This window comes from Rhodococcus sp. BUPNP1, from assembly GCF_002215235.1.
Taxonomy (GTDB): domain Bacteria; phylum Actinomycetota; class Actinomycetes; order Mycobacteriales; family Mycobacteriaceae; genus Rhodococcus.
In genome coordinates this window covers 12,147-36,121 of record NZ_NERM01000031.1, presented here as the reverse complement: position 1 = coordinate 36,121, position 23,975 = coordinate 12,147, and the positions used below count along the sequence as shown (strand labels likewise).

Here is a 23,975-nt window from a genome sequence, read left to right as displayed (position 1 = left end):
ATCGTTCCTTCAGTGAGCAGCCGCGAAGCGGTTGGCGGGACGGGGCAGACCGAGCCGGTCGCGCAGGGTTCCGGTGGCGGGCGCGACCTCGGGGCGGACGACGGGCAGCACGTTCTCGACGAGCCGGTGGAGGGTGGACGGCAGAGCGAGCGGCCGCAGGGTCACCCCGTCCACACCCGTTGCGTCATCGAGCAGTTCGATCAGGCTCTCGGACGTACCGACGTGGACGAGCGTGTCGGCGCGGTAGGGCTCACCCGCCCACGTCTCGAGTTGCGTGAGATCCGCGTCAGCGTGGTCGCCGAGCAGGACGTCGATGTCGAGCAGGACGAAGATCCGCCGGTCGCCCGCCGCGGCCCGGATGCGGCCGGCAAGTCCGGAGGCTGCAGACGGGTCGGTGGCGCGGATGCGCACGAGATCCGCTCGCTGCACGGCGAATTCGAAGGATTCGTCACCGGTCACCGTCACCGCGACCAGCGGTTGCCCCTGTGGGGACCGCGGCACGATCGACGATCCCTTGACGGAGAAGTACTCGCCGACGAAGTCGATGTAGTGGACCTTGTCGCGATCGAGGAAGCGGCCGGTGGCGACGTCGCGGATCTCGGCGTCGTCCTCCCAGCTGTCCCACAACCGCGCCGCGACCTCGGCGGCCTCGTGCGCCTCGGCCCACAGCGACGCGGTGTCCTGCTCGTCCTTGCGGCCGAACAACTCCGCGGCGCCCGGCGTCACCGCGACCTCCCACCCGGCGCGACCGAGCGTGGTGTGGTCGATCGTCTGGATCGCCTTGGCGACGTGGAACGGTTCGGTGTGCGTGACGGTGGCCGTGGGGATCAGGCCGATGCGCGTGGTGGCGGTGGTCAGGCGCGCCGCGAGACCGACGGCTTCGAGACGACCGCGCACGGTGGTCGCGTCCGAGACGACGCCGAAGGTGTCCGGGAAGAACGCGAAGTCGACGCCGGCGCGGTCGGCGGCACCGACGAGGTCGGCCCAGTAACGGGGGGTGAACAGTTCCTCGGCGCGCGAATCGTCGCGTCGCCAGGACGAAGGATGGATGCCGGTGCCGGCGAAGTCGACGGCCAGCAACAATTCTGAACTATCGGACATGGTGGACCTTCCCGGGGATGGCCTCGAGCAACGTCTGCGTGTACTCGTGTTGGGGGTTGTCGAAAATTTCTGTGGTGGAGCCGTATTCGACGACCCGTCCGGCGCGCATCACGGCGACGGTGTCGCTGATCTGCCGGACGACGGCGAGGTCGTGCGAGATGAACAGGTAGCCGATCCCGAGTTCGGCCTGCAGCGAGGTGAGCAGGTCGAGGATCTGCGCCTGGACCGACACGTCGAGCGCCGAGACGGGTTCGTCGAGGACGAGCACATCGGGGTTCAGGGCGATGGCGCGTGCGATGGCCACGCGTTGCCGCTGCCCACCGGACAGTTCGGCGGGTTTGCGGTCCAGATGTGCCGTCGACAGCGCCACCTGATCGAGGAGGCGGGCGACGTGCTCTGCGCGTTCGGTTCTCGTGCCGACGCCGAACGCCTCGAGGGGTTCGGCGACGATATCGCGGACCCTCAGTTTCGGGTCGAGCGAGGCGTAGGGATTCTGGTGCACTATCTGTACCCGTCGCCGCAGTGCCCGCAGCGCACGGCCCCCGAGCGCGGTGATGTCGTCACCGTCGAACCGGACCGATCCGGCGGTGGGGGTCTCGAGCCGGATCGCGATGCGCGAAACCGTGGACTTGCCGGAACCCGACTCCCCCACCAGCGACAGGGTGCCGCCGCGGGGAACGTCGAAGGACACATCGCGCACGGCGTGCAGCGAGGACTTGCGGTCGATGCGGAAGGTCTTCGACACTCTCGACACCGACAGGATCGGAGCGGCCGCTTTCAGGGCGGGTCGCACGGCCGGTTCCGCGAGGCTCGGCGCGGCCGCGATGAGCGAACGCGTGTACTCGTGTTGCGGGTCGGTGAGGACCTGCGCCGCCGGTCCGGTCTCGACGACCCGGCCGCCCTGCATGACGACGATGCGGTCGGCGCGATCGGCCGCGACACCCAGGTCGTGGGTGATGAGCAGTACCGCGGTGCCGGTCTCGGCGATCCGCGCGTCGAGGTGGTCGAGGATGCGGCGTTGCACGGTCACGTCGAGCGCGCTGGTCGGTTCGTCGGCGATGACGAGGTCGGGCCGGCAGGCGAGGGCGATACCGATGAGCACCCGCTGCCGCTGACCGCCGGACAGTTCCTGCGGGTACTGCTTCGCGCGCAGCTGCGGGTCGTCGAGCCCGGCCTCCTCGAGGATGCGCAGCGCCTCGATCCGCGCGGTGCGCCGGTCGGCGAGACCGTGGATGCGCAGCACCTCGGCGATCTGGTCGCCGATGCGGATGACGGGGTTGAGGGAGGTCGTCGGGTCCTGCGGGACGAATCCGATCCGGGCGCCGCGGATGCGTTCGAACGCGCGCTCGGACAGGTCGTTCAACGATGTGCCGTCGAAGGTCACCGATCCGGCCGTGACGCGCCCGGTACCTGCGAGCAATCCGATGATCGCGTGCGCGGTGGTGGACTTGCCCGATCCCGACTCGCCGACCACCGCGACGACCTCGCCGCGACCGACGGTGAGATCGACACCGTTCACCGCGACCACCGGTTCACGCGACGACCCGTAGACGACCTGCAGGTCGCGCACTTCGAGGAGGCTCATCGTGCGCTCCTGTCCTCGAGGGCGTGGCCGAGGCGGTGGGCCGAGAGCACGACGGCGACGATGACGAGGCCCGGCAGGGTCGTCATCCACCAGGCCGCGGCGAGATAGTTGCGGCCTTCCGAGATCAGCGACCCCCATTCGGGTGTCGGTGGCACGGCACCGAATCCGAGGAAACTCAGCGACGACACGGCCAGCACGGCCATACCGAATTCGACGGCGGCGAGGGCCGCCACGGGCGCGTACGAGTTGCGCAGCACGTGCCGGCGCAGCACGGTGTGCCACCGGACGCCGCATGCGAACGCCGCTTCGACGTAGAGTGCCTTGCGTACCCGCAGCACTTCGGAGCGCATGACGCGCGCGAAGTTCGCCACGAGGCTCACACCGACGGCGATCGCGACGTTCATCGTGCCGAAGCCGAGGGCCGTGACCAGGGCGAGGGACAGGAGCAGCGCGGGGATGGAGAGCAGGACGTCGACGAGGCGCATGAGTGTCGCGTCGAGGGCACCGCCGACCGCGCCGGACAGCAACCCGATCAGCGAGCCGACCACGAGGGCGATGCCGACCGCGACGAGCGTCGCGGTGAGCGACAGGCCGGCTCCGTGCACGACCCGCGTGTACACGTCGCGGCCGAGATTGTCGGTGCCGAACCAGTGTGCGGCGCTCGGTCCCTGCAGCTTCTCGGCGGGCACACCCTGCAGCGGGTCGCCCGATGCGAAGAGCGAGGGGAACATCGCGAAGCCCACCGCGAGGAGCAGCACGATCGACGACACGCCGAGCACGGCGTTGCGTCGCACCCCTGTCGCGACGGACGCGATCCGGCTTCTTCTGCGCGAGCGTGCTTCCGGCAACGACGTCGCCGGTAGGGCTTCGCGGACGAGTGTGTCAGACACGTGCCTCGGCCTCCAGGAGAGTGTCGTCGTGGGTCGGGTCGTCCTCGATCGACGCGGCGGCACCACCCCGGTCGATGCCGTGGGTGATCCGCGGGTCGATGAAGGGATAGAGCAGGTCGACGGCGAGGTTGACGAGCACGAAGACGGTGGACGAGAACACAACGATGCCGAGCACCACCGGAATGTCCTGCGCCATCACCGACATCTGGGTGAGACGTCCGATACCGGCCCGGGAGAAGACGGTCTCGACCACCACGGATCCCGCGAGGAGATTACCGACGATGACGCCGGCGATCGTGAAGGCCGGGATGCTCGACAGCTTCAGGGCGTGACGCGTCTGGATGCGCAGGCGGGATGCGCCTTTCGCGCGTGCCGCCTCGATGAACGGCTGCCGCCAGGTCGTCTGCAGGCTGGTCGCGAGGACCTGGGCGATCACCGCACCGGTCGGCAGCGCCAGGGTGATCGCCGGGAGGATCACGTGCTCGATGCCCTGATCACCGAAGGCCGGGAACAACCGCAGCCGGAACGAGAACAGCTGCAACAGGATCAGTCCCACCCAGAAGGTCGGCACGGCCACCCCCAGCGGGGGCAGTGAGAACAGCAGGCTGCGGAACCGGCGGACCCGCGTGTAGGTCGCGAGGAAGGCGACCGCCGTGCCGAACACCAGGGCGAACACCAGTGCGGTGCCCGCCAGGACGAGGGTGCTCGGCAGGGCCGCGGCGATCGCGTCGGTCACCTGCTGCCCGGTCGAGATGGACATGCCGAAATCACCTCGGACCGCGTTGCTCAGCGCGTTCCAGTACTGCACCGCGACCGGCTGGTCGAGTCCGTACCGCGCCTGGAGCTGTTCGATCGCGGCGGCGTCGACCGGTGTTCCGGCGTCGGCGCCGGCGGCGATGGAGACCGGATCGGAAGGCAACAGGAACAGGACCGCGAACGACACCGTGAACGCCGCCCACAGCACCCCGACGGCCTGGAGCACACGGAAACCGAGATAGCGCAGCATGGTCTACTCGCTCAGCCAGGTGTCGAAGAACTGCAGTCGCGCCGACGCCTCGAACTTCAGGTCGGCGACGTTCGGTCCGGCGCCGATCGCCTGCGACAGTTCGACCGTGGGGATCCACAGGCCGTTGTCGAGGACGAGCTGCTGTGCGCGACCGATGAGCTCGGCGCGTGCGGCGGGGTCGGTCGTGGACAGCTGCCGGTTCAGCACCTCGTCCAATTCGGGGAGAGGACCGCGCTGGTTGATGTTGCGGCCGTCCAGACCGAAAGCGGTGCGCAGGATGTCACCGTCGGCGCGGGTGCTGTTGTAGTAGGACGCCTCGTAGTCGCCGGCGTTCTGGCGTGCGGTGTTCTCCGGGGTGGAGACGAGGTCGAGCTGCAGGTCGATGCCCACCGCGCGTAGCTGCTGCTGCACCAGTTCGAGGATGGCCTGGTTGCCGGCGAACACCGAGCTGAACAGCACCGGGAAGCTCAGGCGCTGCCCGTCCTTGACGCGGATGCCGTCGGGTCCGGGCACCCAGCCGGCCTCGTCGAGGATCTGCTCGGCCTTCGCCGGGTCGTAGGTGACGTCGGCGAGTTCGACGTAACCGGGGGTCGCGGACGCGAGGGTGCTGGTCGCGGGGCGGAAGTCCGGTCCGAGGACCGTGTCGACCAGTTCCTGCCGGTTGATCGCCGGGACGATCGCGCTGCGCACGGCCGGGTCGATGAGGACGCCGCGGCTCACGTTGGGTTGGAAGCCGAACGGGATACCCGGGTTCGGGGTGGTCAGGATGCGGCCCCCGGCCCCTTCGATCTGCGGGGCGTCCTGCGGCAACGCGTCGGAGATGGCGTCGAGCTGACCGGAGGCGAGCGATCCGGTGCGGACACCGGATTCGGGGACGATCGTGAACTCGATCCGGTCGAGGTAGGCCTCACCGTCGTGGTCGAAGGCCTCCGATCCCCACGAGTAACCCGCGCGTTTGACGAGGGTGGCGGACCTGTCCTGCTGGTAGTCCTCGTAGACGAACGGGCCGGTGCCCGACAGATCACCGGCGCAGCGCTCCTCCGCGCTCTTCTCCGTGTCGGCTTCCGAGAGCAGGCCGAGCTGATGACTTGCGGTGGCCTGCAGGAACGGCGCGTTCGGCACGGAGAAGTTCACCTGTGCAGTGCGGTCGTCGACGACCGTGGTACCGGCATATCCCGCGAGATATCCGACGGCCTGCGGCGCCTTCACCCCGCCGAGGGTGTTCACGATCGCGTCGAAGTTCTTCCTCACCGACTCGGCGGTCAGCGAGGTGCCGTCGCTGAAGGTCACACCCTCCTTCAACCGGAAGGTGAACTGCGTGCCGTCGGCGTTCGATTCCCAGCTCTCCGCGAGCCAGGGCACGATCTCGCCGGTGGCAGGGTCCTGGTCGGTGAGCGAGTCGACGACCTGCCGGGCGACGTAGATGGTCTGGTTGCTGGCGGCCTGCGCGGGATCGGCGCAGGTCGGTGGGACCGACAACCCGTACCGCAGGGTGCCGCCGGGCTGCGGGTCGCCGGTGGGCTCCGAGTTCGCCGCGGCACCGGTTCCGCAGGCGGTCAGCGCTGCGCCCAGTACGGCGGTGGCGGCGACCGTGACGACGAACCGGGGCGCGGAGGAGGACGAGATGGACAACGACGGGCTCCGTGATCTGGACAGGGCGCCGGCGGCATCACCGTGCGGATGCCGCCGGGCAGGCGGGGGTGGAATGTCGTCCCTGATGGGACGGGATGTCAACGCGAATCTCGGCAGCTCTGGATGGTTCGTTTCCCGAGGTTACGGAGCCTCGAGGATCGGGCACACCGTTTTTTTCACTGCGATCGAAACGGTTCCCGGGGCAGTGGTCTCAGACGGTGACTGCATCGCGGTGCGGGATCGTCGCGCGCAATTCAGGCGCGACCTCCGCCTGGAACAGTTCGAGACTCGCACGTTGCTCCGCCACGGAGAACTCGCCGCGGTCGGCGGTCACGTGCATGACCTCGTGGCCGAAACGCTCGTGGTAGCGGAGGACCTTGTCGATCACCTGCTGCGGACTCCCGACGAGTGCGGAGCTGCGTTCGACGAAGTCCTCGATGGTCTCGAAGACGACGGGAAGTCCGTTCTCGCGAGCGAATTCGAGCCGCTGTTCGAACTGGGGACGGTAGGCGTCGATCGCTTCCTGCGAGGTGCGCGCGACGTACAGTCCCGCCGTCCCCGCTCCCACCCGTGCCTCGGCGGGATCGTGGCCGTAGGCCGCCCATCGTTCACGGTAGTGCTCGATGAGTTCGGCGTACGGCTCGATCGGGTTGGTGACGTTGGCAGAGAAGATCGGATCACCGTATCGGGCAGCGAGATCGACGGATTCGCGGCTGGTGGCGCTGCCGTGCCAGATGGTCAGACGCGGCTGCAACGGCCGGGGTACGGTGACGGCATCGGTGAGCGACGGCCGGAACCGACCCTCCCAGGTGACCGTCTCGTTCTCCCACAGAGCCCGGAACAGCTCGTACCCTTCGCGATTACGGTCCCACTGGTCCTCGGGGGTGACGTGGAACAGGTCGGCCTGGGCGGTGCCGTTGCCCTTGCCGATCATGAGCTGCAGGCGCCCACCCGACAGATTGTCGAGCGTGGAGTAGTCCTCGAACGCGCGAACAGGGTCGAGCAGGCTCAGCGTCGTGACACCGGTCCACAGTTCGAGGGCGCTGGTCCGCGCCGCGATGTTGGCCAGGACGACCGGAGGCGCCGACGCGAGGAACGGCTTCTCGTGTCGCTCCCCCACCGCGAATCCTTCGAATCCGAGTTGTTCGGCGAACACGGCGGTGTCGACGACCTCCCGGATGCGTTCGGACGGCGAGAGCCATTCTCCCGTCACGGGATCGGGATGGTGGGTGATGAGGCTGAGCAGCAGGAACTTCATGCGGAGACCGCCTTTCCGACCAGGAACTTCTCGAAGGGATGCGGACCGATCTCCTCGGCGGGTCGCCGGGAGTCGAACAGGGCGGTGTATCCGGCCGCGAGATACAGCGCGACCGCCTCGGGTTGCCGCCACCCTGTCGTCAGGTAGATGCGGGTGTATCCGCGACGCAGCGCCTCGGCTTCGAGTTCGGCGACCACGATGCGGCCGAGACCGCGACGTCGATGGTCCTTCGACGTCCAGATCCGTTTGAGTTCGGCGGTGTTCTCGTCGTAGCGCTGGAAGGCACCACCCGCGACGGGTACTCCGTCCTCGACGAGGACGAGCAGGGCACCGTCGGGTGGCGCGAACCGGTCCTCCGGGTAGCCGACGAGACTCTCGTACTGCTCCTCGAAGGAATGCTCGTAGCGGGTGCTGTACTCGACCGCGAGTTCCTCGAGCAGCGGTGCTGCGAGAGGATCGTCCTGTCGCACCGCCCTGACCTCGAGTCTGCGGGTCCCGCTCACGAGACCACCGCCGGTTGTCGCGCACCGAATCGGAACGGTTCCGGGCTGGTGGCGGTGCCGTCGGCGAGATCGGCGACGAGTTCCCCGATGGCGGGCGCGAATTTGAATCCGTGACCGGAGAATCCGGCGGCGACGGTGACGGCGCCTGCGCGGTCGACGACGAAGTTCGAGTCCGGTGTCGTCGTGTACAGGCAGGTGTCCACCCGTACGCTCCCGGCGTCGACGCCCGGCAGCCACGTGCGCGCGTAGCCGACGAGCCGGCGCACACCGTCCGGATCCGCCACGAAACTGCGACTGTCCGGTTCGACCTGCGGACCGGTGCCGTGTTCACCGATCTTGATGCCGTCGACGGAACCGAGACCGTAGATGCCCTCCCCGTCGAGTTCGGCGCCGCGATGGTGGACGAAGCTCGGCCACTGTGCGTCGGTGAGCGGGACGAAGTGCGCCGGTTGCTCCTGTGTCGTGCGCAGGGCAGGGAGGTGGGGTGCCGTACCTCCGGTCAGCCCGTCGAGGACGATGCGCGTCCACGCTCCCGCCGCAACGACGACGTGCCTCGCGGTGATCACCTCGGAGTCGAGCACGATCTCGACACCGCGATCGGTCTCACGGACGGTGCGGGCCGGGGTGGTGTGCCGGACGTCCGCGCCGGCCTGCGCGGCGGCCCGCTGCAGTGCCGCCACCGAACGGTCGGCATGCAACCGACCGGCGTCGGGGTGGTGCAGCACCGTGGTGTCGAATCTGATGCCGGGCCAACGGCGCTGCGCCTCGGCCGGTGTGAGGACACTGTGCGCGATACCGAGCTGATACAGCGCCGTCGCCTTGGCATGGACGGCCGCGGGCAGCCCGTGGTCGACGGCGCCGGTGAGCTCGAGGACCCGGCTGCCCGTGGTCTCCTCGAGCCGCCGCCAGAGCGGCAGGGCACGAGCGGCGAGCGCGGTGTAGAACTGCCCGTCGTAGGCCTGCCGGTAGATGCGGGAGCTGCCGTGGGAGGCACCGCGGTGGTGCCCCTGCTCGAACTGTTCGAGCAGGACCACCGTGCGGCCACGTGCGGCGAGTCGCCACGCCGCTGCGGAACCGATGACACCGCCACCGACCACCACCACGTCGACGAGTCTGCTGACGCGAGTCATGCTGTCTTCCTGTCGTTTCGGGCCTAGGAGGTCTTGGGCAGGCCGGGCGGGTTGATCCGCGAGACCTCGATCGCTTCGCTGCTGATGCCCCACCGATCGAGAACCTGTGCGTACGTGCCGTTCTCGATGACGTGGTTGATCGCCTCGTTGATCGCCTGGATCAGGCCGTTGTCCTTCTTCGTCAGTACCGCGATCTCACCCTGCAGGTCGAGACCGGCTCCCGAGAACGTGCCGGCCACCTCGGTCTCACCGGACTGCAGCGCGTGGAAGGCGGACGTCGGATTCGGGCCGACGTACGCGTCGATGCGGCCGGAACCGAGCGCGAGGTAGTAGTCGACGGCGTTCTGGTAGTACAGGATCTCGGCGGGTTCGAGTCCGGCGGCGACGTTCTGTTCGTTCCACTCGACGAGCAGCGCCTCCTGGTTGGTTCCGGAGCCGACGCCGATCGTCAGGCCTGCGATGTCCTCGGGTCCGTCGAAGGTGATGTCGCTGTCCTTGCCGACCTCGACGGCGAGGCTGTCGAGGCGGTAGGTGGCGAAGTCGTACTTCTCCTTGCGTTCCTCGGTGACAGTGACGTTGGAGATGAACACGTCGGCCTCACCCGAGTCGACGCGGACGAAGTTCTGGGCCCAGTCCGCGGCGGTGAGTTCGATGTCGAGGTCGAGAACATCTCCGATGAGATGGGCGAAGTCGGTCTCGGATCCGATGATCGTGGTGTCGTCGTCGGCGTAGAAGCGCAACGGCGGCACCGTACCGGCGTTGCCGGTGACGACGAGCGTGCCGCGGTCGCGGATCTCCTGGGGAACCTTCGCGGCGATCTCCTCCACCGGGTCGGTGGTGATGCGGTTCTGGTCCGCGGTGAGGTTGTAGCCGGCCGCCGTGGCGTCGGTGTCGGTACCAGCCTCTGCGTCGGAACTGCAGGCCGCGGCGCCCAGGAGAGCGACGGCGGTCAGGGCCGAGGTCAGCAGGCGGACCCGGCGGGAGGAAGCGAACATCGTTACCTTCTCGAATGCTGTGGTGGGGAGGGGGAATCAGAGAACGCGAGACAGGAACGACGCGGTGCGTTCCTGCTGCGGGTTGTCGAGGACCTCGTGGGGTGGTCCCTGTTCGACGATGACGCCGCCGTCCATGAAGACGACGGTGTCGGCGACCTCACGGGCGAAACCGATCTCGTGCGTGACGATCACGAGGGTCGCACCGTCGCCGGCGAGGTCGCGGATGACGGCGAGAACCTCGCCGACGAGTTCGGGGTCGAGAGCCGAGGTGGGTTCGTCGAAGAGGATCACGGCGGGTCGCAGGGCCAGGGCCCGCGCGATCGCGACGCGTTGCTGCTGTCCGCCGGACAGCTGTTTCGGGTAGTCGTGGAGCTTGTCGCCCACGCCGACACGGTCGAGCAGGGCGCGAGCCTCCACCTCGACCTCCGCGCGGTCGCGTCCCTGCGCCGATACCGGTGCCTCGACGACGTTCTCGAGTGCGGTCAGGTGCGGGAACAGGTTGAAGTTCTGGAAGACGAAGCCGATGCGGGAGCGCTGGCGGAGGATGTCGCGGGCACGCAACTCGTGCAGTCTGTTCCCTCGACGCTTGTAACCGATGAGTTCACCGTCGATGCGGACGGTGCCGCGGTCGACCTTCTCGAGGTGGTTGAGGGTGCGCAGGAGGGTGGATTTCCCGGATCCGGACGGACCGAGGATCACGGTAACTGTGCCCCTGCGCAGCTGCAGGTCGATGCCTTTGAGAACTTCGAGTGCGCCGAACGACTTGTGGACTCCGCGCACGTCGACGACGTGGTCGACGTCGTCCCGGGTGGCGGTCATTTCGTCGCTCCTCGGGGCGCACCGATTGCGCTGTCGCGGATCTCGCGGTATTTCGCGACCACGCGCTGCCACGGGGTGAGCGGCAGTGCACGTGCCGAACCGCGGGCGTAGTGCCGTTCGACGTAGTACTGCCCGATCGACAGGATCGTGGTGAGGATGATGTACCAGACGGTCGCGACCATGAGCATCGGAACGACGCGTCCGGTGCGGCCGAAGATCACCTGTACCTGGTAGAAGAGTTCGGCGATGGCCATGGTGGAGACGATCGAGGTGCCCTTGAACAGGCTGATCACCTCATTGGCGGCGTTCGGAAGGATCGCCCGCATGGCCTGCGGGAGAACGATCTTCACGAACTGCCGGTAACGCGGGATGCCGAGCGCGTTGGCGGCCTCGATCTGACCGTGGTCGACGGAGATGATGCCGGCGCGGATGATCTCGGCGGAATAGGCCGCCTGGTGGAGCGCCAGACCGATGACGGCGGCCGTGAATCCCGAGATCACCCCGGCTACACCGAACTCGAAGAAGGCCGGGCCGAACGGAATGCCGATCGACAGCGTCTTGTACAGGTACGCGATGTTGAACCAGAACAGCAACTGGACGATGAGCGGGATCGATCGGAACGCCCAGATGTACGTCCACGAGACCACCTGCAGAACAGGATTGTTCGACAACCGGCCGACCGCGAGGAGCACACCGAGCGCGAAGCCGAGGACCGTGCCCCACAGTGTCAGTTCGATCGTCATCCACAGTGCGGACAGCACGGACGATGCGGTGAAGTACTGCGCGAAGGTCGCCCAGTCCCAGCCGGGGTTGGTGACCAGGCCGTGCACGAACTGGGCGACGACGATCAGCACGGCAGCGCTGATCACCCAGCGCCACGGATGCCGTTTCCGGGCGACGACCAGGTCCTCGTCGTCGGTGTGGTCGGCCGGGGCGTCGGGGATGCGGAGATCGGTGGACGTGCTCACGGCGACGTCCTGGGGGCGGGAGCCATCGGGATGGGCCTTTCGGGAATGCGGGGGTGCGGGAAAGCAGGGGTGCAGACGTGGGTCCCGGCCCGTCCCCCTGCGGACGGGCCGGGACTCACGCGGCGAAGGACGACGGGTGGTCTACGTCAGCGACGACACCGGTGCGAAGTACCGCGGCACAGGTCGATGTGCAGGCGGCACCACGAGGCGCGCTCGGTCCAGCGGGTCATGCTCGTTCCTCCATCGATCCCGGCGGTAGCACCCGCACCCGCGCACGGGGGGTTGCTGCGACGTCGTGGAGCCAGGTCTCTCGGTCGCTCTGGATGGTCGCCGCTCAAGCTACGGAGTGCAGCGCGTCGCGGACAGGCTTTCTCTCACCGTGGCGGAAATACCGTCCCTCGTCGAGACCGATGTAGATGTCGACGTGGTGCCCCGACATCGACAACAAGGCCGGTTTCGGCACGCCGTAGACTCGCCTCGGTGACCCCGCTCGAACTTTTCCTCGTCGCATTGGCCGGGCTCGGCGCCGGAGCGATCAACTCCCTCGTCGGATCCGGCACTCTCATCACCTTCCCGACGCTCGTCGCGTTCGGTGTACCCCCGGTGACCGCGACGATGTCCAACGCGATCGGCCTGGTCGCGGGAGGCGTATCGGGCACCTGGGGGTATCGGCGCGAACTGCGTGGGCAATGGGAACGGTTGCGATGGCAGATCCCGGCGTCGTTCTGCGGGGCGTTGGTCGGAGCGTGGCTCCTGCTCCACCTGCCGGAGACCGTCTTCGAGACGGTCGTGCCGATCCTGCTTCTCCTGGCACTCACTCTCGTCGTGTTCCAGCCGAAGATCCAGGCGTGGGTGGCTCGCCGGACAGGGGGCGACGCCGACGGCCGTCTCGGGCCGGTGCGGATGACGTTGCTCGTCGTCGGCACCTTCGCCGTCGGCATCTACGGCGGCTACTTCACGGCGGCACAGGGCATTCTGCTGATGGGCCTGTTCGGAGCATTGCTGCACGACCACATCCAGCGACAGAACGCAGCGAAGAACCTTCTGTCGCTGGTCGTGAACATCGTGGCCGCATCCGCATACATCCTGGTGGCGTTCGACCGGATCAACTGGACCGTGGCCGCGCTGATCGCCGTGGGCTCCTTGATCGGTGGTTATCTCGGCTCCCATTACGGCCGACGCCTGTCGCCGGTGGCGCTGCGTGCGGTGATCGTCGTGGTCGGGTTGATCGGCCTGTACCGACTGCTCGCCTGACCCGTCTCCGCGAAGACGGTGAGAACACCCCGCTCCGGCATCAGACTGTAGCCGCGCCGATCCCTACACGCTTCGGACGGGAGAGCGCAGTCATCTGAGAGACGCGAACGTGGTGACCTGCGGTCGACCTCAGCGCGCTCCCACCCACAGGTGCCCCCCCAATGCCGTCGCAGGAACCAGCAATGCACGAAGTACCATCCGCCTCCGAATACGAAGGGCCCGGAGTGCGAATGACACCGGTCGGGGGCAGGCTTCGGTGGGCGTGGAGGGTCCTCGCCCTCGGCTCGGAACTCCCACAACGCCACGGTGTCGGCGAGCCCGGTGAAGTCGTGCGGTGGCGTGCCGGCGGGAATCTCTACACGGAAGCACAGAGTCCGCACAACCTTCGGTTCGAGCATGAGGCTGCCGCCCGTCGCCGTGAGCGGTTGACCGTCGACCACAGTCGGAGATCCGAAACCTCCCGCGTTGCAGGACGATGCGGGAGCCTCCGATACGGAGTACCGCAGAACCCCCGCAACCGAGTTCGGTGTCGTCAACGGTGGTCTCAACATGATCGTTACCGGCGTCGTCACCGTCGGAAGCGTTCGTAACGCAACCGGCGCATAGACCGGCTCACCTGGTTGGAGAGAGAGCGGGTCGATGGAGAACTCGAATCGTCCGGCGCCTTCTCGGGTCCCGTACTCTCCCCAGGAGCCTGACTCGCTCTGGTCGATGCCGAAGTTTCCCTGAATCCCGGCTTGGTCCGGCGGCGGATGTAGATGCGATCCGAATCCGCACGCCGAAACCAGGCCGACGATGCAAGAGATCACCAGCAGACGCGCGCCCCTACCGGCAGGTTCGGCCGCACGCACTGTGATCACCTCCTGCCTGGCGTGCTATTCGTCCACGTTGTCGTCTGCTGCGGTTGCAGCGGTTGGGCGCGCGGCTTCCTCTGCCGGTTCGGTAGACGCTTCTTCGTCCGGCACGTCCGCTCCGGTCGTCGCAGGAGTCGCCGTCACCGAAGTCGGTACAGAGACCGCGGGCGCCGACGGAAGAGTGAAGATCCAACCGGCCGTGCCGGACGGACGCAGCATCACCGCGTTTCCACCGTTGAGGACATCGAACGTCACCCATCCCGTATAGGTGGAGTTCGGAGAGAAAGAGGCCGGCATCGAGGCACCACCGCCACACGACGCGGTCGGTGAGCCGACCGGAGCCGTACCTCCGTCCGGAAGTACCTCACGGAAGTCCCGGGCGCGTACTCCGTTCAGCTGCGTGCTCCCCGAACCATCGGACGTCTCGACCTCCAGGAGAACCGCGACGCATCCGCTGCTGCGTGAGACGTCACGAACGGTCGCAGTGCCGAGAACACTTCCATCCGAAGCGACCATCGAGAACGGAACTCGAGCACTCACGCGACTCGGAGTCGAGGGTCCGTTGGGAGCCGGCGTCTGGACAGGTGCCGGTGTAGGTGCGGGCTCGCCAGGCGGCGTGGCGGATATGGTCGTCGGCGCTGTCGAGGTCGCGTCTTCGACTGAACCAATATCCTTGCCATCGACCTCAGATTCCCGGGCTTCGTCGACCGCGCTGTCGGACGTTTCGGAGTTGTCGTCGCCCTCCGCGGCCTTCGTCTCGTCTGCAGTCTTGCCGCCTGGTGATTTGCCGTCCTCTCCCTTGCCATTCTCGTTGTCCTCGCGAGTCGGATCCGAGGCTCCGGTCGATCCTTCGGTACTGCCATCGAATTCACGAGGGTCTCCCCCGACGCGTCCATCGTCAGCACCGAATCGGACGTCTTCGCCTTCCTCTCGAGAATCGGTAGGCTCTGGCAGAGTTTCGGCTTCCTCTATGAGATTCTCGTCTATCAGATAATCAATGGGCGAAGTAGCGCTCGGTCCTGACGCATCGAGCTCACATGACATTGATTCGTCAGCGCGATCGTCAGTTTCTCCAGTTACTTCCAGCTCGTCTGCGCCAATCTCGAGACCAGCAGGTTCAGTTCCGAACGATGTTCCAGAGACAGATTCGACGAGGTGAGAGTCGACGGATTCAGTTGGAGTCGCTTCCACCGTGCCGACATCGTCATCACCTTCATCGACGAGCGAGCTATCTCTCGGCTGCGTTCCCTTGCTTGTGACGGAACAAAGAGACGTTTTGTGGGGGCCCAACATCAAGGACGCCAAGGAGCTCACTGCCGCGCCTTGAACACTCGATCCGTCGACGACGGGCCATTCCGGTGTCGGCACCGACATCCCTACACCGCACTCGGCGTACGCCAAGACGAGGTCGAGGGACCACTTCTGCTCGTCGGTCACCTTACCGATGCTCATCATCTGCAGTCGGAGTTCAGACCGTGCCCCCTTCGATGTCTCCTGCTTCGTGCGGATCAATGTCGCTGTGTATTCGTACCCGACCAACGGCGAATTTCGGCTAGCCGATCGCGTAGTCACGGCCGGGTCGGCACCTTGAACGATTGGTTCGGGGGGCAACTGCATCTGCACCCCGGAGATCCACGGTCCCAGCCTGAGCGATGCATTCGATGGTTTGATCGGGCCAGCAATCATCGTCCCGTCAGCGAGACAGGTTGCCGATGTCGAGATCTCATCCTGAGAAGTAAGGAGATCGATGCCGGCTACGGTAGCCGTCTCAACTTTGATATCTCTTGCAGCCCCATACGCATACCCGATCGCCGGCTTTGCAGGACTGTCGGTACATGTACTCGTACCGCCGCCGCGATAGTAGGACGCACACGAAGAGCCCTTCATCGAGGCTGCGAGAATGCCGGCCGTTCCGGATCCGGATTGGGACACCCAACTCTTCTTGACAGTATCTTCTTTGGGCAACTTCACCTGCGCTTGAGCGCCCCCAAGATTCGAATCCGACAGTCGTCTATGGAAGTGGTAGCGAGCACCGACTGCTTGCGCAAACCCTTCGAACGCCGCCGAATTTGTTCCGAATGTCGACGACCCGAAGACGCGATCGTTCCAGCTCGCGAGAGTCTGCCCGACGAAGCCGGCATTGAAGATCGCGGCGCCCGCCACGGTCAGCACACCGAGTAGCGCGACGAGGAGTCGCGACGATCTGGGGTTGTTCATTGCTGATCCTTGAGGTCAATAGGCGCAGTTGACGCCGACTCGAACTCTCCCTTGCGGGGCCAGAACGCCCACAGAACGAGGAGTGCGGCACCGAGAGTAAGGCCGGCAAGGATCAGGGGATCCGAAAACCAAACGATGACGGAGGCTGCACCAGGCACGGACCACAGCACCTTGCGAACCTCGGTGACCCGGTACGGACCGGGGTCGGGATTGGGGTTGGCGTCGCCCTGCATCTCGATGAGTGCCTCACCCGGACGTTGAGGGTGCACAGCGATCACACGGTGTGTGACAGGCAGTTCACCGGCTTCGCGATCGACAGTGACGACGTCACCGACCTCGATGTCGTCGGCCGAGATGCGCTGTACTACAGACATCGAACCCTGGGGAATGGTCGGAGCCATAGATCCCGTTTTGAACAGGATCAACGAGATGTTGAAGAAGAACGCGGCAATCACCAGAGCAATGCACGCCAACCCGCCCACCGCAAGGAGATTGAGCAGACCGTTCTCGAGACGGGACCATATGGACTTCTGCTGCCGTGTCGGCTCAATGAGTGCGTGCATTCGGACCGGACCGTTCTTCGGAAAGTAGGAATCGAGGACGGGGTGCGCTGCCCGACTTCGGACCGCTCGGGCAGCGCACGAGGGCGGCTAGGCCTCCGGGCTCACTGCCTGGAATTCCCACTGGAGCGAGGCGTTGTAACCCCCCTGAGCGTTCGGGGTACCGAGCTGGGTCGGGGTTGTGCCGTTCGGAAGCGTCACAGCAAAGCAGAGCCACTGTTGGCCGTTCGCCGGGATCGTGACCCCCTTGGCCGGGATGGAAGCAGTCCGAACGGAGCCGTTTGCGACGAGATCCGAAGCATTCTTCACGGCGTCTGCATTACAGTTCGCGCTGGGCCCGATCGGCGCAACCTTCAACTGGAGCACGTCCGCGAACTTCGACGTAGCCGACAGATTCTGCGCAGCCGGCATGCCGATCTCGGCGCCGAGCTTCTCGGACACCACCCGCAGACCGACCTTGGCATAAACCGAATCGCCGGCCGCCATCTCGGTCGGATTCATCGCGAACGCGAACGTTCCAGCCTCGTCGCTGGTCACGAACTCGTCCCAGTCTTCAGTTCCGCCGAAGCTTCCTTGGACGTTCCAGGTATTTCCACCCGTGCCGAACTCTGCGTTGCCCCACACCGAGTCGTTCCACGCAGCGAGGGTCACTGCCGCACCCACGCCGAGAACGAGGCCGGAGGCCAGGATCGCGCGGACCTTACGACGCTTCTGTGCCTTGTTGTCAGCGTTGTCGATCGTCATGACTCACTCCTCTGGGCAGTCTGCGTGCCCGCTCGTGTCGCTTGTCGCCCCGCCCCTCCGCCTTCCCCGAATCAGGCATGGGGCTACCGCACGACCGAATATGGAATTTCGATCGAGTGGGGTTCTGCGAGTTATCTATGGCTTGTTTTCTGTCCGTTGCATCGGACTTACTCGGAAGTATGTTACCGACAAGTAGGCAAACTCAAGACCTGTGATGTAGATCATCCTGGACGGTCTTCTTTAACGTTTTCCCAGTTCACGCCTAGTAATTGAAGGTTCACCCATGATTTCACCCCACGAGAGCTGGACGATCGTCCACTCGAGGGCGATCGACCACGCACTCGCAACGGAAGGCCCTATTCGGGCATTCGAGACAATAATTCCATCACTAGAATTACGTGTTACAGGAAAGAACAGAAATCAATCCGACTTCAGAGAAACGGGAATTCCTGCCACCACGAGAGTCGCCGACTCACTCGCCTCGGCGACCCGCGCATTGAGCCGACCCAGCATGTCGCGGAACAACCGCCCCGACGCACTCGCCGGCACCACACCACTGCCCACCTCGTTGCTGACTGCGACCACGGGAACCCGGGCCTGCCGCCACGCATCGAGGAGATCGTCGATGTCGGCGTCGACGACAGCGGAATTCCCTGTGTTCCACACGTCGTGGAGGTCGAGTCGCGCCGTGAGCCACGTTCCGAGGCAGTCGACGAGCAGAGGTTCGTCGGCATCCCGGAGCACCTTGGCCACATCCGAGGTCTCGATCGTCGACCACGATGCCGGTCGCCTCTCCCTGTGCAGCGCAACACGTTCCGCCCATTCTGCGTCGCCTTCACGCGTCCCGCCGGTGGCGACGTAGGTGACGGACGGATACGACGCGAGTAGTTCCTCGGCGTGCCGCGACTTACCCGACCGCACTCCTCCGAGCACCAACGTCCGATGCGGCACGAGCGGAGCCTCTTCACCCACGTGGATCACCTCACCGTCACGACCCGGACGAGCATTCAACTGCTGCAGTCGGTTCCGTAGATCGTCGATGGGCGGATTGTGGTGGCCCAGATGTACCGCGACCACGTCGGTGTTCTCGGTGACGGCACCGGCTCCGCGCAGACCGTCCACCATCGCGCCGAACTCGGGCAGACCGAGGTGGCCCTCGGACAGTTCCGAACGGTCCCCGAAGGTCTCCTCGAGGAAGACCGCGTCGAACCGGGCGTCGCGCACGGCCTCGAACCACTCGGCGGGCCACATCCCGGTGTCGCAGGCCCACAGCAACCGCGACCCGCCGGGGCCCGACAGGTCGTACAGCACCGCATCGCCGTCGCGGAACACCTTGTGCCGTGCGGGAAGAACGCGCACCGAGTAGTCGCCGACGGTGAGCGAGTCCCCCGCCTCGACCGGCACGAAGCGCACCGGGTCGTCGGGAGCCACCCAGGGCCTGCAGGTGTCGAGCGCGTCGGCGGGACCGATCACGTCGAGCTCGACACCGGCAGCGACCCACGATCGGAACAACAGCGCCTGCGGGCCCAGATGGTCGGCATGGGCGTGCGTCAGGAGAATGTGCCGCACCTTCGCCAGCGACCTGCCGTGCCGCACGGCCGCGTGGGGCGCCTCGGGACCGCAGTCGAGCATCAGTACGTCGTCGACGAGTGCCGCGGTCTGCCCGCGGACCTCACCACGACGCACGGCGTCTGCGCAGGATGCACACGTGCAGAACGGATTCGGCCACCCGTCCGCCGCGCCGGTTCCCAGGAGCACGACCTCCATCAGCAGTCCTTCGTGCTGTCGCGGAGCGGGAGGACGGCGCGACCCGCCGGGCGGTCGAGGATCTCGACGCGGGCGCCGTAGACCTGCGCGATGCGGTCGGCGGTGAGGACGTCGTCGGGCGATCCGTCGGCGACGACGTGTCCGTGATCGAGGAGCACGAGTCGTTCCCCGTACTGCGCGGCGGAGGTCAGATCGTGCATCGCGGCGATGACGGTGAGGTCGCCTTCGGTCCGCATCGAGTCGACGAGCTCGAGTACCTGCTGCTGGTGCCCGATGTCGAGTGCGCTGGTGGGTTCGTCGAGGAGCAGCACCCGCGGTTGCTGGGCGAGAGCGCGCGCGAGCACGACGCGCTGCAGCTCACCGCCGGACAGTTCGGTCGCGAGGCGTGGGGCGAACGCTTCGAGTTCGAGTCGTTCGACGACGCGGTCCACCACCTCGCGGTCGTGCGCGGTCTCGGAGCCGAAGCGCGGGATGTGCGGGGTGCGGCCGAGATGGATCAGTTCGCGGACGGTGACGCCTTCCGGCACCACCGGTCGCTGCGGCATCAGTGCGACCGCGCGTGCCATGTCCCGACGTCCGGCGCGCCCGGGCGCCACGTCGGCGACCTGCAGATGACCGGTGGCCGGCACGAGACCGGCGAGGACGTGGAGAAGAGTGGTCTTGCCCGAACCGTTGGGTCCGACCAGCGACACCCACGATCCCGCGGTGACGTTCAGGTCGACCCCGTGCAGCACCTCGACACCACCGCGTTCGGCACTGAGCTGCCGGCACGAGACCGTCATGGTCGGGGTGGTGAGAACATCGCTTTTCATCGGACACCTCGGCTCCGTCTGAGCACGACGAGGAAGAAGGGCGCCCCGATCGCCGCGGTGACGACACCGATCGGCAGTTCGGCGGGCGACATGACGGTGCGGGCCAGGACGTCCGCGAGGACCAGGAAGGACGCACCCACCAGCAGCGACAGCGGCAACAGGAGGCGGTGACCCGGTCCGACGAGCAGCCGGACCGCGTGGGGAACGACGATGCCGACGAACCCGATGAGTCCGCTGGCCGAGACCACCGCGGCCGTCCCGAGGGTCGCGACGCACACGAGCAGCAGCCGCACGCGCGCCGGGTTGATTCCGAGGCTCGCGGCTTCGACGTCGCCGACCGCCATGACATCGAGTGTGCGCCGATGCAGCGCGATGATCGCGACGGTGACGACGACGTACGGCAGGACCACGACGACGTCGGACCAGCCGTCGGTGGACAGGCGGCCGAGCATCCACGAGTACACCTGCCGCAGCGTGTCGTCGTGCAGCTGCATGAAGAAGGTCTGGATCGCGTTGGCGAAGGCCGCGACGGCGACACCGGCGAGGATGATGACGACTTCCGAGCGGCTGCCGCCGACGGTACGGCCGAGCGAGTACGTCACGCCGACGGCGAGCAGTCCCCCGGCGAAAGCCGCAATCGGGACACCGGCGAACCCGGCGGCGCCGCCCACGACGATGGCGAGGGTGGCACCGAGACCGGCGCCGCTGGAGACCCCGAGCAGATAGGGGTCGGCGAGCGGATTGCGGAAGACCCCCTGGTAGGCGGCACCGGCGATGGCCAGCATCGCCCCCACCAGCACCCCGAGCACGACGCGCGGCATCCGGATGTTCCACAGGATCGCCTGCTGACGCGTGCTCAGCCCGGAGTCCACGTCGACGAACGGCAGGCGGTCGGCGATGTCGAGCAGCACCCCGCCCGGGGTGAGGCCGGCGGGCCCGACGAGGATCCCGACCAGCATCGCGGCGAACAGGACGAGCACCGCGCCGGTCAGTACGAGCACGTTGCGCGGCACCACCCGCGCACCACCGGGTGGCAGTGCGCGGGTGTTGCCTCGCGACAGGGAGATCAAGGCGTGGGCTGGACCGCGGGGATGGCCCCGACGATCCGGGCGACCTCACGCATCAGGTCCACGACGCGCGGCCCCCAGCGACTGGCGATGTCCTCGTCGAGGACGTAGACACGGCCGTCCCGGACGGCGGTGAGCTCGCCCCACCCGGCACGCTCCGCGACGACCTCGGGCGTGACGCCGCAGCACTGCCCGTCGGCCAGGAAGATCACGTCGGGGTTCTGTTCGAGGACGTACTCGGCGGACAGTTGCGGGTAGCCGTTGCCGCCGGTCGCGATCGAGGTCAGACCCAGCATCGAGAAGATCTCGCCGATGTAGGTGTCGTCGGTGACGGTGTAGAAGGTGTTGTCGAGCTCGTGGTAGTAGCTCAGCGGGGTCTCCCGTTCGGGGAGGCCGGCAAGGATCTCGTCGATGTCCGTCTTCATCTGCGCGACGAGCTCGGCGGCGTCGCCGACGTGCCCGGTCACGGCTCCCAGCTGCTCGATCTGCGCGTAGGTGTCGTCCAGGTTCTCGGCCGCCGGAAGGATCAGCGTCTCGACACCGGCCTGTTCGAGCCCCGCGACGAGATCGGCGGTGTCGGCGTTGGCGACGACGAGGTCGGGTTCGTATCCGAGGATCGCCTCGACATTGGGGGTGTACCCCGACAGGTCGGTGACGGGCGCGTCGGCCGGGTAATCGGACCGGTCGTCGACCGCGACGACCTGATCGCCGGCACCGACGGCGTAGAGCATCTCCGTGCTGGTGGGGCTCAACGACACGATGGCCTGCGGGACGTCCGCGGAGGTGGTGTCGGTGTCACCGGACGGTGACGAATCGTCGCTGCTCGAGCACCCTGCGGCGAGAAGCGCGAAGGCGGTCAGTCCGGCGGCGAGCAGCCGTAGGTGATTGTCGAGGGGCACAGCCATCCTCCGTTGTTCGGAGGACGAAAACAGTACGGCTGCAACGGTGCGGTTGCGGCACGTCACCGTCCTTCGTCCGAGGACCAGTACGTACGGACCCTCCGCGCCGGCTGACCTGGCTCACCCGGAAGTCGGGCTCACAGTTGCGGGACAGCGCCGGATTCTCACCGGCTTCACCGAAAACGCTGCGGGTGCCCTACCGGATCGGCAGGACACCCGCAGCGTAGCTCACGGCGTCCCAGGTCAGGACAGCGCCTGCTGGAGATCCTCGAGCAGGTCCTCGGGATCCTCGAGGCCCACGGACAGTCGCACCACACCGTCGGACAGACCGATCGCGGCCCGCCCCTCCGGTCCCATCGCCCGGTGGGTGGTGGTCGCCGGGTGGGTGATGAGCGACTTGGAGTCGCCGAGATTGTTCGAGATATCGACGATGCGCAGCTTGTTCAGCAGCTCGAAGGCACGCTTCTTGCCCTCGCCCTCGGGGGCGTCGAGCTCGAACGTGATGATCGTGCCGCCGCCGCTCATCTGCGACTTCGCGAGTTCGTACTGGGGGTGCGATTCGAGGTACGGGTACTTGACCCAGCGCACGGCATCCTGCGTTTCGAGGAACTGCGCGATGCGCAGCGCCGAATCGACGGAGGCGCGCAGCCGCACCGGCATGGTCTCGAGGCCCTTGAGCAGCGTCCACGCGTTGAACGGGCTCAGCGACGGCCCGGTGTGGCGGATGAGCTGCTGCACGGGCCCGTCGATGTAGTCCTTGGGACCGAGGATCGCTCCGCCGAGCACGCGGCCTTGGCCGTCGATGTGCTTGGTGCCCGAGTAGACGACGATGTCGGCACCGAGATCGATGCTGCGCTGCAGCAGCGGGGTGGCGAAGACGTTGTCCAGCACCACCTTCGCGCCTGCCGCGTGCGCCATCTCCGAGACGCGTCGCACGTCGACGAGGGTCTGCATCGGGTTCGACGGGGTCTCGAAGAAGACCGCCGTGGTGGGCACCGACAGCGCCTTCTCCCACTGGTCGAGGTCCTCACCGTCGACGAACACCGTCTCGACGCCCCAGCGGGGCAGGATCTCGTTGCACACGACGAAGCACGAACCGAAGAGGCTGCGTGCCGCGACGAGACGGTCGCCCTTGCCGAGCAGCGCCGCGAGCGCGGTGAACACCGCGGACATGCCGGACGCGGTGGCGTAGGCACCCTCGGCACCGTCGAGCAGGCGCAGGCGCTCCTCGAACATCTTCACCGTGGGGTTGCCGTAGCGGGAGTAGACGAAGTGGTCGACGTCGCCGGTGAAGGCGGCTTCGGCGGCCTCGGCCGACTCGTAGACGAACCCGGAGTTGAGGTAGAGCGCCTCGGAGGTCTCCTCGAAGCCGGATCGGAGCAGGCCGCCGCGCACGCCGAGCGTGGCGGGGCGAACGGTGTCGGGCAGCGCCTTGTCGAACGCGCCGCCCTGGGGGATGGAACTCACGACTGCCTCCACGGCAGGCCCGCGGCCCGCCAGCCCTCGGCACCGCGATGGCCTTCGCCGTCGAGAGCGCCTTCGAATCCTTCGAGAACGTTGTAGGCGGGGGTCAGGCCCGCAGCGGTGGCGGCCGTGGCCGCTCCGATGGAGCGCTGCCCCGAGCGACACAGGAAGATCACCGGTCCGCCGCCGATACCCGCTGCCCTCAGGTCCTCGACGAAGCTCGGGTTGGGGGCGCCGTCGGGGTAACGAACCCACTCGACGAACACGGTCCGGCGACCGAGCGACGAGGTCTCGGGGACCCCGACGTATTTCCACTCGGCTTCGGTACGCACATCGACGAGCACGGCATCCGGATCACCTTGCAGCAGGTCCCATGCCTGCTGCGGCGTTATATCACCTGCGTAGCTCACCCGGACATGTTTTCACAGGTCGGGCTGTGACGTACACGCG

At 66.9% G+C, this 23,975-nt stretch carries 21 protein-coding genes and 2 riboswitches; of the genes, 1 reads left to right on the top strand and 20 read right to left on the bottom strand.

The window, feature by feature from the left end; translation table 11 throughout:
• Positions 1-9: 9 nt before the first annotated feature.
• From B9C99_RS22355 to B9C99_RS22305, 11 genes are all read right to left on the bottom strand, one after another.
• Positions 10-1,101, bottom strand: coding sequence for an LLM class flavin-dependent oxidoreductase (locus B9C99_RS22355; RefSeq protein WP_088899393.1), 1,092 nt, complete (start codon positions 1,099-1,101; stop codon positions 10-12).
• Complete coding sequence (locus tag B9C99_RS22350) at positions 1,091-2,686, bottom strand: ABC transporter ATP-binding protein (RefSeq protein ID WP_088899392.1); 1,596 nt, start codon at positions 2,684-2,686, stop codon at positions 1,091-1,093. The genes B9C99_RS22355 and B9C99_RS22350 overlap by 11 nt, the downstream gene beginning before the upstream one ends.
• Positions 2,683-3,534, bottom strand: coding sequence for an ABC transporter permease (locus B9C99_RS22345; protein ID WP_253250166.1), 852 nt, complete (start codon positions 3,532-3,534; stop codon positions 2,683-2,685). The genes B9C99_RS22350 and B9C99_RS22345 overlap by 4 nt, the downstream gene beginning before the upstream one ends.
• Positions 3,535-3,568: 34 nt before the next feature.
• Positions 3,569-4,582, bottom strand: coding sequence for an ABC transporter permease (locus tag B9C99_RS22340; RefSeq protein WP_088899390.1), 1,014 nt, complete (start codon positions 4,580-4,582; stop codon positions 3,569-3,571).
• 3 nt (positions 4,583-4,585) lie between these two features.
• Positions 4,586-6,214, bottom strand: a complete 1,629-nt coding sequence (locus B9C99_RS22335) for an ABC transporter substrate-binding protein (RefSeq protein WP_088899389.1) — start codon at positions 6,212-6,214, stop codon at positions 4,586-4,588.
• A gap of 211 nt (positions 6,215-6,425) precedes the next feature.
• Positions 6,426-7,472: an LLM class flavin-dependent oxidoreductase gene (locus B9C99_RS22330; protein WP_088899388.1), complete on the bottom strand. Its 1,047-nt coding sequence runs from the start codon at positions 7,470-7,472 to the stop codon at positions 6,426-6,428.
• Entirely contained in the window at positions 7,469-7,975 is a 507-nt protein-coding gene (locus B9C99_RS22325) for a GNAT family N-acetyltransferase (protein WP_016691570.1), read from the bottom strand. Before B9C99_RS22325 ends, B9C99_RS22330 begins: the two co-directional genes overlap by 4 nt.
• The gene (locus tag B9C99_RS22320; RefSeq protein WP_016691569.1) at positions 7,972-9,105 is read right to left on the bottom strand and encodes an FAD-dependent oxidoreductase; all 1,134 of its coding nucleotides are present in this window, start codon (positions 9,103-9,105) and stop codon (positions 7,972-7,974) included. The genes B9C99_RS22325 and B9C99_RS22320 overlap by 4 nt, the downstream gene beginning before the upstream one ends.
• 23 nt (positions 9,106-9,128) lie before the next feature.
• Entirely contained in the window at positions 9,129-10,100 is a 972-nt protein-coding gene (locus B9C99_RS22315) for an ABC transporter substrate-binding protein (protein ID WP_088899387.1), read from the bottom strand.
• A 36-nt stretch (positions 10,101-10,136) separates the two neighbouring features.
• The gene (locus tag B9C99_RS22310) at positions 10,137-10,919 is read right to left on the bottom strand and encodes an amino acid ABC transporter ATP-binding protein (RefSeq protein ID WP_016691567.1); all 783 of its coding nucleotides are present in this window, start codon (positions 10,917-10,919) and stop codon (positions 10,137-10,139) included.
• Positions 10,916-11,863 (bottom strand): amino acid ABC transporter permease, encoded by a 948-nt coding sequence (locus B9C99_RS22305; RefSeq protein ID WP_037190024.1) that lies wholly within the window; start codon positions 11,861-11,863, stop codon positions 10,916-10,918. Before B9C99_RS22305 ends, B9C99_RS22310 begins: the two co-directional genes overlap by 4 nt.
• 261 nt (positions 11,864-12,124) lie before the next feature.
• Positions 12,125-12,217, bottom strand: a riboswitch (SAM riboswitch).
• Between the two features lie 150 nt (positions 12,218-12,367).
• Between B9C99_RS22305 and B9C99_RS22300 the strand changes: the two genes are divergently transcribed.
• On the top strand, positions 12,368-13,141 hold the full coding sequence (locus B9C99_RS22300) for a sulfite exporter TauE/SafE family protein (protein WP_088899386.1): 774 nt from the start codon (positions 12,368-12,370) through the stop codon (positions 13,139-13,141).
• Between the two features lie 875 nt (positions 13,142-14,016).
• Here B9C99_RS22300 and B9C99_RS25680 read toward each other — a convergent pair.
• From B9C99_RS25680 to B9C99_RS22255, 9 genes are all read right to left on the bottom strand, one after another.
• A complete protein-coding gene (locus B9C99_RS25680; RefSeq protein ID WP_143543584.1) occupies positions 14,017-16,212 on the bottom strand; it encodes a hypothetical protein in 2,196 nt (731 codons plus the stop codon).
• On the bottom strand, positions 16,209-16,775 hold the full coding sequence (locus B9C99_RS22290) for a signal peptidase I (protein WP_253250163.1): 567 nt from the start codon (positions 16,773-16,775) through the stop codon (positions 16,209-16,211). Before B9C99_RS22290 ends, B9C99_RS25680 begins: the two co-directional genes overlap by 4 nt.
• Before the next feature lie 87 nt (positions 16,776-16,862).
• Positions 16,863-17,516 (bottom strand): SipW-dependent-type signal peptide-containing protein, encoded by a 654-nt coding sequence (locus tag B9C99_RS22285; RefSeq protein ID WP_088899384.1) that lies wholly within the window; start codon positions 17,514-17,516, stop codon positions 16,863-16,865.
• Between the two features lie 420 nt (positions 17,517-17,936).
• Positions 17,937-19,283 carry a bifunctional adenosylcobinamide kinase/adenosylcobinamide-phosphate guanylyltransferase gene (gene cobU / locus B9C99_RS22280; RefSeq protein WP_088899383.1) on the bottom strand — a complete coding sequence of 449 codons (1,347 nt, stop codon included), beginning with the start codon at positions 19,281-19,283 and terminating at the stop codon, positions 17,937-17,939.
• Complete coding sequence (locus tag B9C99_RS22275; RefSeq protein WP_172415059.1) at positions 19,283-20,065, bottom strand: ABC transporter ATP-binding protein; 783 nt, start codon at positions 20,063-20,065, stop codon at positions 19,283-19,285. The genes cobU and B9C99_RS22275 overlap by 1 nt, the downstream gene beginning before the upstream one ends.
• A 26-nt stretch (positions 20,066-20,091) precedes the next feature.
• A complete protein-coding gene (locus B9C99_RS22270) occupies positions 20,092-21,054 on the bottom strand; it encodes an iron ABC transporter permease (protein ID WP_253250165.1) in 963 nt (320 codons plus the stop codon).
• Between the two features lie 107 nt (positions 21,055-21,161).
• Entirely contained in the window at positions 21,162-22,067 is a 906-nt protein-coding gene (locus tag B9C99_RS22265; RefSeq protein ID WP_172415056.1) for an ABC transporter substrate-binding protein, read from the bottom strand.
• Between the two features lie 84 nt (positions 22,068-22,151).
• Positions 22,152-22,285: riboswitch (cobalamin riboswitch) on the bottom strand.
• A 19-nt stretch (positions 22,286-22,304) separates the two neighbouring features.
• Entirely contained in the window at positions 22,305-23,528 is a 1,224-nt protein-coding gene (locus B9C99_RS22260; protein ID WP_088899401.1) for an O-succinylhomoserine sulfhydrylase, read from the bottom strand.
• On the bottom strand, positions 23,525-23,935 hold the full coding sequence (locus B9C99_RS22255) for a rhodanese-like domain-containing protein (RefSeq protein WP_172415055.1): 411 nt from the start codon (positions 23,933-23,935) through the stop codon (positions 23,525-23,527). The genes B9C99_RS22260 and B9C99_RS22255 overlap by 4 nt, the downstream gene beginning before the upstream one ends.
• Between the last annotated feature and the right edge of the window lie 40 nt (positions 23,936-23,975).

Excerpts from the sequence above, each read along its gene's own strand:
- B9C99_RS22355 (WP_088899393.1), bottom strand. The coding sequence starts at position 1,101 with ATGTCCGATAGTTCAGAATTGTTGCTGGCCGTCGACTTCGCCGGCACC.
- B9C99_RS22350 (WP_088899392.1), bottom strand. The coding sequence starts at position 2,686 with ATGAGCCTCCTCGAAGTGCGCGACCTGCAGGTCGTCTACGGGTCGTCG.
- B9C99_RS22340 (WP_088899390.1), bottom strand. The coding sequence starts at position 4,582 with ATGCTGCGCTATCTCGGTTTCCGTGTGCTCCAGGCCGTCGGGGTGCTG.
- B9C99_RS22330 (WP_088899388.1), bottom strand. The coding sequence starts at position 7,472 with ATGAAGTTCCTGCTGCTCAGCCTCATCACCCACCATCCCGATCCCGTG.
- B9C99_RS22320 (WP_016691569.1), bottom strand. The coding sequence starts at position 9,105 with ATGACTCGCGTCAGCAGACTCGTCGACGTGGTGGTGGTCGGTGGCGGT.
- B9C99_RS22315 (WP_088899387.1), bottom strand. The coding sequence starts at position 10,100 with ATGTTCGCTTCCTCCCGCCGGGTCCGCCTGCTGACCTCGGCCCTGACC.
- B9C99_RS22310 (WP_016691567.1), bottom strand. The coding sequence starts at position 10,919 with ATGACCGCCACCCGGGACGACGTCGACCACGTCGTCGACGTGCGCGGA.
- B9C99_RS25680 (WP_143543584.1), bottom strand. The coding sequence starts at position 16,212 with ATGAACAACCCCAGATCGTCGCGACTCCTCGTCGCGCTACTCGGTGTG.
- B9C99_RS22290 (WP_253250163.1), bottom strand. The coding sequence starts at position 16,775 with ATGCACGCACTCATTGAGCCGACACGGCAGCAGAAGTCCATATGGTCC.
- B9C99_RS22285 (WP_088899384.1), bottom strand. The coding sequence starts at position 17,516 with ATGACGATCGACAACGCTGACAACAAGGCACAGAAGCGTCGTAAGGTC.
- cobU (WP_088899383.1), bottom strand. The coding sequence starts at position 19,283 with ATGGAGGTCGTGCTCCTGGGAACCGGCGCGGCGGACGGGTGGCCGAAT.
- B9C99_RS22275 (WP_172415059.1), bottom strand. The coding sequence starts at position 20,065 with ATGACGGTCTCGTGCCGGCAGCTCAGTGCCGAACGCGGTGGTGTCGAG.
- B9C99_RS22270 (WP_253250165.1), bottom strand. The coding sequence starts at position 21,054 with ATGCTGGTCGGGATCCTCGTCGGGCCCGCCGGCCTCACCCCGGGCGGG.
- B9C99_RS22265 (WP_172415056.1), bottom strand. The coding sequence starts at position 22,067 with ATGGCTGTGCCCCTCGACAATCACCTACGGCTGCTCGCCGCCGGACTG.